The organism is Ruegeria sp. CDSA021 (assembly GCF_059612325.1).
The window spans coordinates 170,405-185,313 of sequence record NZ_JBXWQJ010000004.1 but is presented as its reverse complement, the minus strand read 5'-3'; the positions used below and the strand labels follow the sequence as shown (position 1 = coordinate 185,313).

The following is a 14,909-nucleotide window of genomic DNA, read 5'->3' as shown; positions in this document are numbered from 1 at the left end:
CAAGGCCGGTCGTTTAATCAAGCCGACTCTGGCTGAATACAAACCGATCTTTCGCCGACATCTGGCCCGGCAATCGAGGAGCGGACAACGCGAAATCGTTCCGAGCACCAACAAAAAGGGTTTCACCTCAAGTATTTGGGCTTTTCCGATCTCTCAAACCCAATCTGGCAAGACTTGTTTCTCGCCGGTTAGTCCTGGCTAAGGTCGAGGCGGCCTGCGTTGAGCCAATCTGACAATTCTGTTCGTTCGCTTGGGTCAGGAGGTCCGGCGGCTGTCGGGGGGTCAACTGGCAACGGATTGTCTGATCCTATTACCTCTCGAACGGTTACGGACTCCGTCGATATGTTCCAGACGAGCATATCCTGAGCCAAAGTGAGCGGCCCGTCATAGGTCATTCGAATTGCCGCGATGGTATCTGGGGCGATATCGAAATCGGCAAATGTATGATAGGCAATCGCGTGTCGCGGCTCGATTGTCGAGAATAACTTGCCGCACGCATCCGGTGGCGTGTGAATTACCGTTGCAACCAAACGGGCGCGTTCGGGATCATAGTTCTTTATATCAATAAACTGTTGTACCGTCAGGTAACATTCGTGGATGACGAGATCAGCCTCTTTGGCGTTCTCTACGAACCATTTGTTTGGGTTGGTGTCACCCGAATAGACAAACTTAAGCCCGTTCCATTCCAAGCTGTATGACACAGAGCCGTCAATGCCGTGTATCGCGGGCCAGGACCGTATGATCACACCGTCGTTCTCATAAACCACCTGCGTCTTCGAATAGTCGAACTCAGTCACTTTTAAATGCCCTCCTGCCGAGGGCATGTTTCCGCGACGACCTGCAACGTCCCACGCCAGCATTTTTTGAAGTCCGTCCATTGCCGCCGTGGTTCCATACTCGGGTTCCAAGCCACTTGGCCCCCAGACCTGTAAAGGTACAGTCCGGTTGGAAACCCATCCGCCGACAAAAAGCGCATCCAGGTCTCCGATATGATCCACGTGCAGATGGCTGATGAACACTTTGTCGAGATACGTGTACGGAATTTCCAAGGCGGCCAAATTGGCTAACGAACCAGTCCCGACGTCGAACAGAAACTTGTCACCGTTTCCAAGTTCGACCAACCATGATGCAGACGCTTGGGAGTGTCGAAAATTGGGTGTCCCGGTGCCCAGCGAGACAACGCGCATCTCCGCTTCGCCAAGTGGTTCGGTATTCGGATAATAGAACTTTCGTGTTTCCGACGCACTGTCAGAAGCCGCTGTGGAACATATCGAAGCAAAAGCCAGACCGAGAGTTGTTATCAGATTCAATCGCACACGTAGTCCCCCCCAAAATCTTCTGATTTCGATAAGGGTACTACGAAAAACCTTCAGCTCGAAATCGAACACCTGCCGATGGGCTCGGAGCGGTCGCGCCGGAGCCTTGTGTGTGGCGCCAATGTGTACAAAATCAATACCTCAATCAGTACGGAGGCAATCGCGAAAAACTGATCGAAAATGGCGTTTGTTCAACCCAATTGGCGGGAAGCTATTTATCCACCAGAACTCGCCAATGCCGATCAATTACATCTGGCCAATCTTTTTGCAGATGCAGGTTGTTCGTTGTCTCACCCATCAGCGTCATAACCATCATCCGGCCTCGAATCTCAGCATCAAGGGGCGCAAAACCGCGCTCTTCGAATAACCATGCAGAAAACTCAAATCGCCGTTTCATAGCGCGCTTATAACATTGTGCGGCGTCAGCATCGGATTTTGCCCAGACCGCGATAGCTCCATCCGGCCTGGATGCGTCTTCGCGGATAACCTGATGCATTAAGTGCCTTATCCGCTCTTCAGGTGGTCCCTCGAACTGAATTGCGTCTTCAATAATATGTCCAGTCAGAGCGTCTTCCCAAAACAGCAAAACCGAGTCGAAAAGATCCTTTAGGTTTCGAAAATGCCAGTAAAAACTCCCACTCGTCAGGCCAAGCCTGCGCGCAATAGCGACAACTTTTACACCTTCGATTCCACGCTCTCTCAGAACGTCCAGCGTCGCAAGAAGCCAGTCTTCCCGTGACGCTTTTTCCCGTTTTTCAATTATCCTTGGCTCAGCTTCCATAGACACCTCTATTGACATAGACCAGTCTATGGACCTACCGTAGAGATGTCTACGGAGAATGGGGGGCTCACGAACTTGTGTGCTGAATGAATACTTCAGAATGGAGGGGGAACTATGAATAGCTTGCTCAATTCCGCAACGGTCTTGTTTTTTGCAATGGGGATTGCGGTCGCAGGAACCGCCACAGCGCAGAACATGTTGCCCACGGGTCGAACGGCCGCCCCCATCGAAGATGGTGTTTATCCAGCTTCCTATTTTCCCAATACTGAAATTCTCGGCGAAGACGAGATGCGTATAACCGCATTAGGGACAGGGATGCCAAACCAGACAAAGGCTGCCGTCTCAATTTCGTTTTATGTGGAATTGGGCAACGGTGACGTTTTTCTGTTCGACGTTGGCACCGGATCAACGGGTAACTTGTTCTCGCTGCGCCCGGACTTTTCGAAAATTGATAAAGTTTTCTTCAGCCACCTGCACGTTGATCATGTTGGGGACTTTATGGGGCTGCACGTTGGTGGCTGGTTATCAGGTCGGTACACACCGCTTCACATCTTTGGCCCTTCGGGATCAGAAGATGAGCTTGGTACCAAAGCCTACGTAGAGGGTATGTCAAAAGCCTATGCGTGGGACCTTGCCACACGTACGGGCGCGTTGCCGGATGAGGGCGCCAAGCTTGAAGTCACCGAATTCGACTACATGCAGGAAAATGAGATCGTTTATCAAGTCAACGGTGTCACCATTCGTTCCTGGCCTGCGATCCATAGCCTCGACGGTTCAGTCAGTTATTCCCTTGAGTGGAATGGGCTGAAATACGTTTTCGGCGGAGATACCTATCCAAACAAGTGGTATGTCGAGTATGCCAAAGGTGCAGATATCGCATCGCACGAGGCTTTCCTGCCACCAGAAGCGTTGGCACCGTACTTTGGCTGGGACATGACGCAAGCAACATATGTCGCCACGCGCGTCCATTCTGAGCCTGCAGCATTCGGAAAGGTAATGTCTGCCGTCGAACCGCGTATGGCTTTGGGATATCACTCCGTGCTTTCGCCAGAAAATTATCAAGCAATTCTGGAAGGAGTGAGGTCGACCTACGATGGACCGCTCACGCTGGCACGTGATCTTCAGGTGATCAACGTAACCAAAGACCAGATTGTCGTACGCGAGGCGAGCGTAGATGACTATGCGTTGCCGCCCGCAGTAAGCGACGAGTACATCAATGCACAGCGTTCAAAGGAAAAAGAACCGTCGGACAAGGTCCAAGCAGGTAAATGGGACGGTTACACGCCACCGCCTATGCCGGATCAAAACTGAATAAGTGACACGTTTTGGCGCGGCTCGCTAATGAGCCGCACAAGACGGAATTGACACAGCTTCTGTACCTAGGATGACGCCGCGAAGGACGCTGGCCAAATTGTTGATCCAAATCCGATGCCTTCTGATGTTGTTCACTGCCATAATAATGGGCAGCTCTGCAAAAGGTGACGTCATCCCGTATAGCGGAGCGGAAGTCGCTAGAAATATCGCAGTCTTCCGGGTGGAAAACGACGGCGTCCGTCTTACGCTGGAAGTCTACCCCGAGGATTTTGAAAGCTTTGAGGTATTTATGCCTGCCGAGCTTTTGCAGGATTTCCACCCAACAGCGGCCGCACGTAAAGCTGCGATTGGCAGCGAAGCTGAAAGCATTTCGGTTTTCCGCACCGACGGATCACCTCTGCCTTTCGAATTTGTGACTGCCGAGCACCGTGAGAGAGTTGACCGTGCACCCCCCCTGGCAGGAAGAACCGATCCAATTACCGGGCGTACAATTCCGGCCCCTCCTGGAAATCCGCAGGTTATCTACATCGAAGCTTTCTTTGGCTTTGACGGCGCGCGCCCCGAGACCCTGATCCTTCGCCCCCCGGCACTCAAAGAGGATAAGCCCGCCACATCAATCGGTTTCATGGTTTTTGATCGCGCCGTCCCTGTCACCAAATTTAGTTACTTCGATAGTGACGCGCGACTTGAGATTGATTGGTCCGACCCATGGCTCACCGCGTTCACCAACGCGAATCTCAATCGGGCGGCTCAAAGCGGCACAACGTCTTTTCTGTACGTGGCACCACGCGAAATTCGCCACGAAGTCCTTATCCGGCTGCGGGAACTTTCGCCCTGGATAGGCATGGATATTGGCACGGGCTCCAAACTGGACCTATCTCAGCAGGAAACAATACTCGACGCTGCGCTGGAAGCGTTCGAAACTCGTAATCCGGTCACCATCGGGGGGGAGCCGGTTCAGCCCGCCTCTGTCAGGGGCGCATTTCTGACACTGGGCGAAACAGGAGTTCAAGTCGTTGAGGGCTCTCCGACGCTTCTGACCGACACGACTTTTGCAGGCTTGATATTGTCTTACCCAATTTCGACACTGCCCGAAGAGGCGACGGTCACATGGGATATGTTCGACCAATCCCTTCAGCATGTGCCTGTGACTTTGACAGATGTTGCCGGTCCCTTTCTGGATTGGGCTACTCTTGAAGATCCGGAGGTAAGTTGGATCAACCATTTGAAACGCTACATTGACCCTGAAGTTACGCGGGTACGGGCGACGGGAGTTTTCTTTCTGTCGATTTGGACTGTACTGGCTGTCGCTGTTGCGCTTGGTGCAGGCGTGGGCGCGCTCTTGTCGCCCCTAAAAGGCCGGCGGATCGGGTTCGTCCTGCTGTCGGCTGGCAGTTTAGTTGCAGGGGTTGCCTTTCGGCACGAAATGCAAATTCCATTTCAAAATCCAATAGCCGGACCATCCAGAGAACAGATGGCTTCTGAAGCTTTTTCCCTACTTTTGGCGAACTCGTATGTGGCCGCGCTTGAGGTCTCACCAGAAGCACGTCGCAAGGCGCTAGAGCCAATTGTCAGGAACACGTCCCTCGCAGACGTCGCTGCTGAACTCGAAACTAACCTTGCCATCCGTGTGCCCGGTGGAAGCCGCGCGCAGATCGCCAACGTAACCGATGTCGCAATCGTGGAAGGCAGCATGACGGCAACCGGAGTCTTCGAGGGTGTTGCCAAGTGGATTGTAAACGCCCGAGCGGGTCATTGGGGCCATGATCATCGTCGTCGGGTGGAGTATCGGGCAAGGGTCGAGTTCCGTCCCGAAAGAGGCGTTTGGAAGCTTACGGGTATCACTGTAATGGAGGCGCGCGCACCGGATGTTTAACCGACTGAACAAGATGTTGTTGATTTGGATAACGACCAGTTTGATCTTGGCTGCGGTCGCCAGCCAGGCGCATTTTCTGCTGAACCTTAACGTTCGTATATTTCACGTAGAACACACAAGTGACGGTCTGCGCATCCATTTGCGAACACCCATGCCCTATCTTGTGGCGGACAAAATCGGCAAAAAGGATGAGGACGGCCTTCCTGAAGCGGCTCCTTTCACGACAAATACCCTTGAGGATGGTCAAGTGGTTCATTTTGTCGATACCTCACAAATCGCTGAAAACCCGCTTGGCCTTGGGCACATCGCTGAAACGGGTACGATCATAGAAATCTCGGGGACGCGCCTTCAGGGCGACGTTGAATCCGTGACCATCCACAAAGTAGGTGAGGAGCCGGGTTTTGCGACACTGAGCGAAGCCCAGCAATCTGTATCTGCTGGAACGACCATACAGGATGACCCGCCAGTTTATGTTGGTGACGTTATTGTGGATGTCACACTCTGGTATGAATTGGGGAATGCGCCTACCTCCTATGCCATCTCCAGTTCATTGGACCCAGGCCTGCCTGATCAGGAAATGACCGCCAATCTCATTCTGGATTATGGATCCGGCGATCCGCTTGTCTTTCGAACCCGAGGCCTGATGGAAGATCCCGTTGGGGTTTCCCGGTCCCGGTTCTCAGGAATCGTAACTTTCGTTTGGGAAGGCCTGCGACACATCCTGGAAGGCGTCGACCATGTGCTATTTGTCGTCTGCCTGGTGATTGGTGCCCCCGGATTAAGCGCGCTGCTGTGGCGAGTCACCGGCTTTACGGTCGGCCATAGCGTAACTCTGTCCCTTGGTTTTTTTGGATATGTGCCGTCAGGAGCCTGGTTTGTGCCATTTGTCGAAACCGGGATTGCCTTGTCCATCGTCTACGCGGCATTTCTGGCCGTTAGGCGGAATGAGCAGGAAAAGAACTCTAACAAAAAGGTCTTTGTTGTAACGGTGCTTATGGGTCTTCTTCACGGCTTGGGCTTCAGTTTTGTTTTACATGAAATACTTCAGGTGACGTCGCCCAATATCTGGCAGAGCTTACTGGCGTTCAATGTAGGCGTCGAAGTTGGTCAGCTTGCTATCGTTCTTGTGATCTGGCCATTGCTGCACGTCTTCGCGAGGCTAGGCCCGAAACCCGAAATGTCGTTGAGAGTTTCGATTGCAATCGGATGTGCAGCTATCGCAAGTTGGTGGACTTTCGAACGTGGAATAGACTTTCTATCATTGATTGCGATTTAGAAAGCAGTACGGCTTCCAACTCTATAAGAATTTCCGGTTTGAGCTCGAAGCTGTCCGATGCATCAGCAAAGATGCCTGCTGACAACGGCCGCTTGATCTAGCGATAGTTTTGAGACGTCAGTACGGTGCTGACGCTTGGAGCAGGAGCCATCCACCCCATCCGGTTGGTGAAGCTGGGGCGTGGCGCCCGACCCTGTGGCGGATGTCCGGAATGGGCCGTGAGTGAAGCGTCATGCAGACAGATTGCTTTCTTTGATATCGCGAACGGCTTGCCAAGACTAACTTGATCCACGAAAAGTAGGTATCCCAATTGTTGATCTAGCAGCGAAGGGTAAGGAAATCCGACAGATGTAGAGTGCCCAAACGGTGAACATGTTGAACAGATTCGGGCATCTTAATGCGCCGCCTGCCGGTCCATTTCGCTTTATTGCACTGGACGTCGAAACGGCAGGAAGATCTATCAGTGGCATCTGTCAGATCGGGCTTTGTTTTGTCAGCGACGCAGGTCTTATGCAGACCTATTCTGTCCTGATTGACCCAGAGGGACCGTTCGAGGCTTTCAATACTGAGCTCCACGGGATTTCCGCCGAAACCGTGAAGGGGACTGGGACATTCCCAACGGTCTATGCGTCCTTGTTCGAGATCCTGAACACGCACAGCCTCGTGCAACACAGTACGTTTGATGAAAAGGCGATGACGGCAGCTTGCGCCCGGTATGGCCTGCCAATGATCACGTCGCATTGGACGAATAGTGTCGCGATTGCCCGTCAAGCATGGCCATCATTGAAGGGGGCCGGTGGCCACGGGCTGGCAAACCTCAAGAAACATCTCGGCCTTGAGTTTCATCACCATGACGCAGGTGAGGACGCCCGTGCTTCGGCGTCAGTAATCTTAAAGGCAGAAGAGGTTTTAGGCGCGCGGTTGTCCCATCTTACGACAAATCGCCAGTTGACATTACCATTCGAAAATCGATCTGAGAGATAACTGCCAAGGTCAGTAAGATTCTGCTGATCGACGAACTAACTGTTCGATGTTACGCAGTGGACGGCGGTCAGCCCTGCGGAAGTGGTCATCCCAAATTCTACTTCGCTCGTATGTCTGGAATGGGAATGCTGGGAAAGAACCGAATCTGCATGTTGAGAAGCGCAAACTCAAACGCATTTGCTCTGCATCATAGGTCGGCATTGAGGCCATTGCGGATTAGCCTAAATCTACTGAGCGCAAGTTTGGCTCGTCAACTCGCAGAATGGCAAGAGGAAATACAACCCTTTATGGACAAGATTGGTCTGTACCCTGCCTGCTGATGCACGCGGGTCCGGGAACAATCGAGAGCGGCACCGATAGTTCCAGCATAGGAAAGTCTGCCTTTTCTCGATCACCACACTCCTGCCGGGACGCGGAGCGCAGCGAGCCAGCGCCGAACTGATCAGACCGATGCCCTCGCCAACAAAGGCGGTCGCCACATCTGGGTCGCCAGCATACTGAGCGGCGGCCCATTTCAGGGCTTCAGCGCCAGCTTCCAGTTTCCAGGCGCTCTCCAGTCCGTGCCATATCTCAATGAACGTGTTGCGTAGAACACGGCCATTGTAGCGGCCAGGCCAATCGTAACCACGGATCACGTCCCCACCCGGGTGCGGATCGCGTCGTCACTTGTTGCCGCAAGAGGGGGAGTTCGACTGAGGTCGGACCCATGCGGCGGCTTGGACGTCCAGCGGCAGTGCGGACTTTCCCAACTTTATCTGCTCTTGTTCGAATGACTGCATTGACGCACGCACGATAGCACCAGCGTCGCCAAGGTATTGTGTTTGGTGGTGGCAGCACCGAAGCTGCGAGTATGACGAACGAAATGGAATTCTCTTTCAATTCACTGACGGATGCGGCGCGTCGGCATGTTCGGGTGTTTCAGATACAACAGTTTCTAGATCGCTTTGCTATGGGCCTCACAGTGGCGGTAGTTGCGCTGGCACTCACGGACCGAGGGATGGACCTCTTTGAGATATCCCTTCTCTTCGGGGTCTACTCGCTGACCACAATGTCGATGGAACTGCCGTTTGGTGGATTGGCCGATAACATTGGACGCAAGCCGGTGTTTATGGCAGCAGTGATAGCAAGCTTGATATCGCTGGCGCTTTTCCTATCCTCGAGCGTTTTTTTCGTCTTGGCTCTTTCTTTTGCCTTCATCGGGTTTGGGCGCGCACTTCGGTCGGGCACGCTCGATGCATGGTTTGTTGAAAAATTCAAAGTGGCCGCGCCAAATGTGGACATTCAACCCGCTCTCGCCAAAGCTCAATGGGCCAATGCTATGGGCCTAGCCATTGGGGCCGTCATTGGAGGTTTGTTGCCGGACGTATTTGGTTCGGTGGCAGAGAGACTTGGGTTTAGCATCTATGACGTGTCCTACGCGGCAAGCTTTTGTGTGATGCTTGGGGTGTTCATTTACACCATGTTTGCCATTGTCGAAACATCGCCTCCACTCAACACAAACGCGCTTAAACGGGGATTCTTGCAAGTCCCATCGGTGATCAAAGACGCTGGCCTCCTAGCCTTAAGGCATCGTACACTTTCGATACTTTTGGCAGCGCTTACGCTCTTCCTTATGGCGACCAATCCTGTTGAAATAATCTGGCCGACCCACGCCAAGCCAATGTTAGACGACGGATACGCCAACACTGTCATTGGTCTACTGACCGCGAGCTATTTCTTTTCTATCGCCTTTGGCGCGTCGCTTTCCCCACGCCTAAGTCGGATTTTTAAACGCCAGCATGCCGCCACGCTTGCAGCGATTTTCGCCTGCCTTACAGGTGTACAGATAGCATTGGCACTACAAGGCAGCATCATCGGTTTTGCGGCTGTATTCATCTTGTACTCTGTAATCCTTGGTGCAAGTGAAACGCCTGCCAGCAGCATTCTGCATAGCTGCGTACAAGCCCGCCAGCGGTCCACAATGCTGTCTCTAAGATCGTTGATCCAGCAAATGGGGGCAGCGCTGGGTCTGGTTTTCTCAGGTGCCATCGCTGATATGTACTCCACCCCGGTCGCGTGGATTGTCGGCACCGCTTTTCTTCTCATGGCGATGACTCTGAGCTTAGTGTTGGGTAAACGTCTAGGCTCAGGGTTCACGACCAGTAAATGACAGTTGCCGCGCGTGCGATGGCTGATTGGAGGACCTTGGGACAAATGTCATAGCGTGTCGCCATGCACCTCCATTCCTTGAGCCTGCCATAACTGATCTCAATGCGGTTGCGCCGCTTGTCTCGGCAATTGTCGTATTTGGCCGGGGGTCTTGCGTTGCTTACGACTGGGGATGTAGGCGCTTATAGGTGCGCTCAGGGCCGTTTGTTCAAATTTAAGGCTTGAAATAGCAGCAAATCAGAGTGCCAGAGGCAACTTTAGGTGGCGGAACAGTAAGTGAATTGGTCAAAAGGCAAAATATCTCTGCATTAGACATCAGATTTTATTGGTCGGAGTGAGAGGATTCGAGCCTCCGACCCCTGCCTCCCGAAGGCGAGTTCCCAGGGTGAAAGTAAACAAAATAAGGGCTTTGAATGCCAACCATTGCACTTCAGTGGCGGATAGCGCTGCGATAACGTTGCGGTTTCATTGCGAGCAGACCCGGCCCACTTATGCACGGTGAAGAGTTCTGCCATGGGTCAGGCCATTCACTTTCTCCAGGATAGCGTCTGCGTCAATGCAGTGGTGGCGATATAAATCGCCGATCGTTCCGGTCTGGCCAAAATGCTCGACGCCCATTGGGATAGTCTGATGTCCCAGCACTGCCCCAAGCCAGGATAGAGTTGCAGGATGACCATCGATAACGGTGACAAGCTTGCAGTGTGGCGGAAGGTCGGACATCAGGGTTTCGATGTGGGAGCGTGCCGCTCGATTGCCACGAGAACGCGCTCGTTGAGCGGCGGTCCATCCAGCATTCAGGCGATCTGCGGATGTCACGGCCAATACACCTATGTCGCGACGGCCTTCACCAATCATACCGGCGGCCTTGATTGCCTCCGGCGCGACGGCTCCTTGATAGGCGACTACAACTTCGCAATTGGGCCCGGGTTTTCGTAACCAATAGGCCCCATCAATGGCACCTTGGCGGAACTCCTGGTCGACACGTTTGCCGGGCTGTTCAATCGGGTTGGTGGTCAGGCGCAGGTAGACAGACCCTCCGGTTTCATCGCGCAGCCATGTGCGCTCGTCGGGCTGCCCTTCGCCATCGCGCTGCAGGTAGTCGAAGGCCCATTCCATAATCACCGCTAGCTCGTCGGCAAAGGCGGGCTCAAAAGCGGCCAACCCATCTTGGCTCATACCGATGAGTGGTGTTCCAACGGACTGATGTGCTCCACCTTCAGGTGCGAGTGTGACGCCGGAAGGTGTGCCAACCAGCATGAAACGCGCGTCCTGATAGCAAGCGTAATTTAACGCATCTAGGCCGCGGCTCACGAATGGATCATAAACGGTGCCAACAGGGATCAGCCTCTTACCGAACAGGGAATGCGACAGACCCGCCGCTCCCAGAAGCAACATGAGGTTCATTTCGGCGATGCCAAGCTCGATATGCTGCCCGTCCGGCGTGAATTCCCATTTCGCCGTCGAAGGGATCCGGTGTTCTATGAAGGCGTCGGCTTGCTCGGATCGGGCGAACAGTTTGCGGCGGTTCACCCAAGGACCAAGGCTTGTTGTGCCTGTCACATCTGGGGAGGTCGTCACTATGCGCTCCGCCAATGGGCTGTCGCCTTTTGAAAGATCGTCAAGGATCTTGCCAAACGCCAGCTGGGTCGAGATTTCGCGACTGGTGTCGATTTCGATTGGCGGCACATCCAATTTGTCATCAAAATAGCGGCGCGGACCTTTGGCAAAGAACGGGGTGCTGGCCAGAAAATCTTTGAATGCGTCTGGATCTTGCACCGTCGCGAGCGGCTCCCATTCTTCGCCCTTCGGCACACCCATATGCGACTGCCATGCGACGAATTGGCTGTTGTTCATCAGCCCGCCGTGATTGTCCTTGTGGCCTGCAATAGGGGTGCCCCATCCTTTGACGGTGTAGGCCAAGAAGCATGTCGGGCGATCATGATCGATGGCGGCAAATGTCTGGGCCATGGTCTCGACGCAGTTGCCGCCGAGGTTCTCCATAAGGGCTGCAAGCTCTGCATCCGTCCGCCTTTCAATCAAGGCAGTCACATCCCCCTGATCCCCCAGATCGTCCATGAGACGCTGTCGCCAATTCGCACCACCCATGAATGTCAACGCCGAGTAGTCCTGGTTGGGGCAAGCGTCGATCCAATCACGCAGGCGGTTGCCGCCGGGCTCTTCAAAGGCCGCGCGTTGAAGAACTCCGTATTTTACGCGCACGACATCCCAACTGAATGCATCGAAGATTTTCTCGATCCGTTCGAACAGTCCTTCTCGGACGATACCGTCCAGCGACTGTCGGTTGTAATCGATGATCCACCACGTGTTTCGTAGGTCGTTTTTCCAGCCTTCCTGCAACGCCTCATAGACGTTGCCTTCGTCCAGTTCGGCATCGCCAACAAGTGCCACCATACGCCCCATCGGGGCGTCTGAACCCCAGCTTTTGGCCTTGATGTAGTCCTGAATGATCGAGGCAAACGAGGTGATCGCGACACCTAAACCTACAGACCCGGTCGAGAAATCAACATCGTCAATGTCCTTGGTTCGGCTGGGATAACTTTGCACACCGCCAAATCCGCGGAAATTCACCATCTTCTCGCGGGTCTGATTACCCATGAGATACTGCATCGCATGAAACACCGGCGACGCATGCGGTTTTACTGCAACCCGGTCCTCAGGGCGTAAGGCTGAGAAGTAGAGCGCGGTCATGATCGATACCATCGACGCAGACGAAGCCTGATGGCCACCAATCTTGATCCCATCCACCTTTGGTCGGACATGGTTGGCATGGTGGATCATCCAATGAGACAACCACAGCAGGCGCTGTTCGACGATCTTTAGTTGGGTGGGATCAATGTGCATGGTGGTCTCCGGGTTTAGGCGGCGCTGCGAGCAGGGTAGGGCAAAGCCTGCTCTAGGTCTGCAAGGATATCTTCGACATCCTCTAGCCCGACAGACAGACGGATCAGGCCATCGCTTATCCCATGCTCGGCACGCTCTTCTGGGGTATACGTCGAATGAGTCATGGACGCTGGGTGTTGGATCAGTGTTTCCGCGTCGCCCAATGACACCGCACGCTGGATCATATTCAAGCGGTTCATGAATTCAATTCCTCCGGACAGACCGGATTTGATCTCGAACGCTATCATAGCGCCCGGTTGGGACATCTGTCGCTGCGCTACATCGTGCTGTGCGAAGCTCTCAAGACCGGGGAAATAAACCTCACCGACGGCAGGATGCGCTTCAAGGAAGTCCGCGACGACCTTGGCAGAATCACAATGACGATCCAGACGAAGGTTCAGTGTTTTCAGACCACGCAGGATCAGCATCGCGTTGAAAGGGGCCATTACCGCGCCGGTCATGTCCTTCATCCCAACAAGGCGGATCTCAGCAATCTGTTCGGCGGACCCGACAACCAGACCGGCAACCACATCGCCATGCCCACCGAGGTATTTGGTGGCGGAGTGCAGAACGATATCTGCCCCGTGCTCGATCGGGCGGGTCAAATACGGGCTAGCGTAGGTATTATCGACGACGACCGTTGCACCGACCGAATGCGCAATTTCGGCGCTCGCGGCGATGTCCACCAAGCGCATATTCGGATTGGCCGGAGTTTCGAAATAGACAACGCGGGTTTTGTCAGAAACGGCAGTTTTCAGGTTCTCAGGGTCTGTCATGTCGACGTGCGTGATCGTGACTCCCCATTTTGCCAAACCGTGACGCATGAAGGCGAAAGTGCAGCCATAGAGCGTTTTGTCCACGATGACTTCATCACCTGGCGACAGCAGGGTCCAAAGCACTGCCGTAATCGCGCCCATTCCGCTTGAGAGAGCTAGACCGGCCTCGGCTCCCTCAAGCACTGCAATACGTTGTTCAAGAAGGTCGCATGTGGGGTTTGAAATACGGCTGTAGATATGACCTTCACGCTCTCCAGCGAACATCTCTCCGCCTGCCTCTGCGGTTTCAAAGGTAAACGTGGACGTCAAATGTAGCGGTGGTGTCAGAGCGCCGTCATTCTCTAGAGGGTCATATGCGTGGTGAATAGCGCGCGTGGCAAATCCGGTTGAACGAGTCATTGCAAGCTCCTGATTCATGTTGAAGCCAGTTTGCGCCTTTACTTTGGACCAATGGTTGCGAATTATACCAAACCGAGCATCTATATTGGCAGATTCTGCTAAGAATGAGGGTGAAATGGACGCCAAGGACAGGCAGATTATACGAGCGCTGCAGCGTGACGGGCGCATGACGAACCAGGATCTTGCCGATGAGGTGAGCTTGTCTCCCTCACCGTGTTTGCGCCGGGTCAAAAACCTAGAAGCCAAAGGAGTGATAAAGGGATACAGCGCCGACGTTGACGCTGCCGCGTATGGGATGGCCATTACCGTCTTCGTGCGTATCAGATTGGAGCGACACAACGAAACGGACGTTCAGAACTTCGAGAAACGAGTTCGGATGATCGATGAAGTTCTTGAATGCCACGTGCTGACCGGGGCAATGGACTACCAATTGCGGGTTTTGGTATCGGATCTCGAGGCCTACGAGGAATTTATTCGTCACCGAATTCATCCAATCGGTGGGATAGCCTCGATCGATACCAGCTTTGTCTATGGAACAGTAAAAATGACAGCTGTTTTTCCGCCCGAATAGAAAGATCGAGTCAGAATGAGTTGTTCCCAACTGGCTAAAGATTTTAGCTGACTGATTTCTTCCCGCCTCAATTTCCCATTCTTACCGTCGCTATAACGAAAACATGCAGAACGTGCTGCATCACTTCAAAGAGGATAGCGATGACCAAAAAACCGTATGAAGCTTCCCGAATGGCGAAGTATGTCGAACGGAGGGTGCTCGAACTGAAACCGACCAAGAGCCAAGCCGAGATCGCGGCGCAGGTGGGATACGTCAGCCCGAACATGATCACGATGATCAAGCAAGGTAGTTCCAAGGTGGCATTGGATCGCGTCCCGGCTTTGGCGAAAGCTCTGGAATGCGACGCTGCCTACCTTATGCGCCTCGCAATTGAGCAATCGATCGGACTGACTGCAGCTGAGGCAGTTGTCGAGGTGTTCGGAGAACCTGTCACGTCCAATGAACTTGGCTGGCTGAAAGCAATTCGCAAGGCCACCAACAACGCCGATCCTCGGTTGACCCGCCGGTCAGAGACGGCGATCAAGACCATCTTCGGGAGGTAGGTGCCATGTATGACCAGAAGGACGA

At 53.6% G+C, this 14,909-nt stretch carries 12 protein-coding genes and 1 pseudogene; 7 read left to right on the top strand and 6 right to left on the bottom strand.

Features of this window, described 5'->3' with window-relative positions; genetic code table 11:
• Positions 1–188 precede the first annotated feature (188 nt).
• Entirely contained in the window at positions 189–1,316 is a 1,128-nt protein-coding gene (gntH, locus tag AC2FLD_RS07105; RefSeq protein WP_496668165.1) for a guanitoxin biosynthesis MBL fold metallo-hydrolase GntH, read from the bottom strand.
• A gap of 211 nt (positions 1,317–1,527) precedes the next feature.
• Entirely contained in the window at positions 1,528–2,097 is a 570-nt protein-coding gene (locus AC2FLD_RS07100) for a TetR/AcrR family transcriptional regulator (RefSeq protein WP_496668163.1), read from the bottom strand.
• 114 nt (positions 2,098–2,211) lie between these two features.
• Here AC2FLD_RS07100 and gntH (AC2FLD_RS07095) point away from each other — a divergent pair, with 114 nt between their 5' ends.
• From gntH (AC2FLD_RS07095) to AC2FLD_RS07080, 4 genes are all read left to right on the top strand, one after another.
• Positions 2,212–3,408 (top strand): guanitoxin biosynthesis MBL fold metallo-hydrolase GntH, encoded by a 1,197-nt coding sequence (gene gntH / locus AC2FLD_RS07095; protein WP_496668161.1) that lies wholly within the window; start codon positions 2,212–2,214, stop codon positions 3,406–3,408.
• A 148-nt stretch (positions 3,409–3,556) separates the two neighbouring features.
• Positions 3,557–5,287 (top strand): hypothetical protein, encoded by a 1,731-nt coding sequence (locus tag AC2FLD_RS07090; protein WP_496803717.1) that lies wholly within the window; start codon positions 3,557–3,559, stop codon positions 5,285–5,287.
• Positions 5,280–6,563: a HupE/UreJ family protein gene (locus AC2FLD_RS07085; protein ID WP_496668157.1), complete on the top strand. Its 1,284-nt coding sequence runs from the start codon at positions 5,280–5,282 to the stop codon at positions 6,561–6,563. Before AC2FLD_RS07090 ends, AC2FLD_RS07085 begins: the two co-directional genes overlap by 8 nt.
• A 372-nt stretch (positions 6,564–6,935) precedes the next feature.
• Positions 6,936–7,547 carry an exonuclease domain-containing protein gene (locus tag AC2FLD_RS07080; RefSeq protein ID WP_496668155.1) on the top strand — a complete coding sequence of 204 codons (612 nt, stop codon included), beginning with the start codon at positions 6,936–6,938 and terminating at the stop codon, positions 7,545–7,547.
• Between the two features lie 227 nt (positions 7,548–7,774).
• On the opposite strand, the gene AC2FLD_RS07075 is transcribed toward AC2FLD_RS07080, so the two are convergent.
• Entirely contained in the window at positions 7,775–8,182 is a 408-nt protein-coding gene (locus tag AC2FLD_RS07075; protein WP_496668153.1) for a hypothetical protein, read from the bottom strand.
• Positions 8,183–8,397: 215 nt separating this feature from the next.
• On the opposite strand from AC2FLD_RS07075, the gene AC2FLD_RS07070 reads away from it, so the two are divergent.
• Positions 8,398–9,696 (top strand): MFS transporter, encoded by a 1,299-nt coding sequence (locus tag AC2FLD_RS07070; RefSeq protein ID WP_496668151.1) that lies wholly within the window; start codon positions 8,398–8,400, stop codon positions 9,694–9,696.
• Here AC2FLD_RS07070 and AC2FLD_RS07065 read toward each other — a convergent pair.
• From AC2FLD_RS07065 to AC2FLD_RS07055, 3 genes and pseudogenes are all read right to left on the bottom strand, one after another.
• Positions 9,680–9,869: pseudogene (locus AC2FLD_RS07065) on the bottom strand (IS5/IS1182 family transposase); the annotation flags it as partial. The gene AC2FLD_RS07070 and the pseudogene AC2FLD_RS07065 overlap by 17 nt on opposite strands.
• A 315-nt stretch (positions 9,870–10,184) precedes the next feature.
• On the bottom strand, positions 10,185–12,557 hold the full coding sequence (locus tag AC2FLD_RS07060; protein WP_496668149.1) for a thiamine pyrophosphate-binding protein: 2,373 nt from the start codon (positions 12,555–12,557) through the stop codon (positions 10,185–10,187).
• Positions 12,558–12,571: 14 nt separating this feature from the next.
• Positions 12,572–13,771, bottom strand: coding sequence for a methionine gamma-lyase (locus tag AC2FLD_RS07055; RefSeq protein WP_496668147.1), 1,200 nt, complete (start codon positions 13,769–13,771; stop codon positions 12,572–12,574).
• Between the two features lie 115 nt (positions 13,772–13,886).
• Here AC2FLD_RS07055 and AC2FLD_RS07050 point away from each other — a divergent pair, with 115 nt between their 5' ends.
• On the top strand, positions 13,887–14,342 hold the full coding sequence (locus AC2FLD_RS07050; RefSeq protein ID WP_496668145.1) for an Lrp/AsnC family transcriptional regulator: 456 nt from the start codon (positions 13,887–13,889) through the stop codon (positions 14,340–14,342).
• Between the two features lie 140 nt (positions 14,343–14,482).
• On the top strand, positions 14,483–14,884 hold the full coding sequence (locus tag AC2FLD_RS07045; RefSeq protein ID WP_496668143.1) for a helix-turn-helix domain-containing protein: 402 nt from the start codon (positions 14,483–14,485) through the stop codon (positions 14,882–14,884).
• The last annotated feature ends 25 nt before the right edge of the window (positions 14,885–14,909 follow it).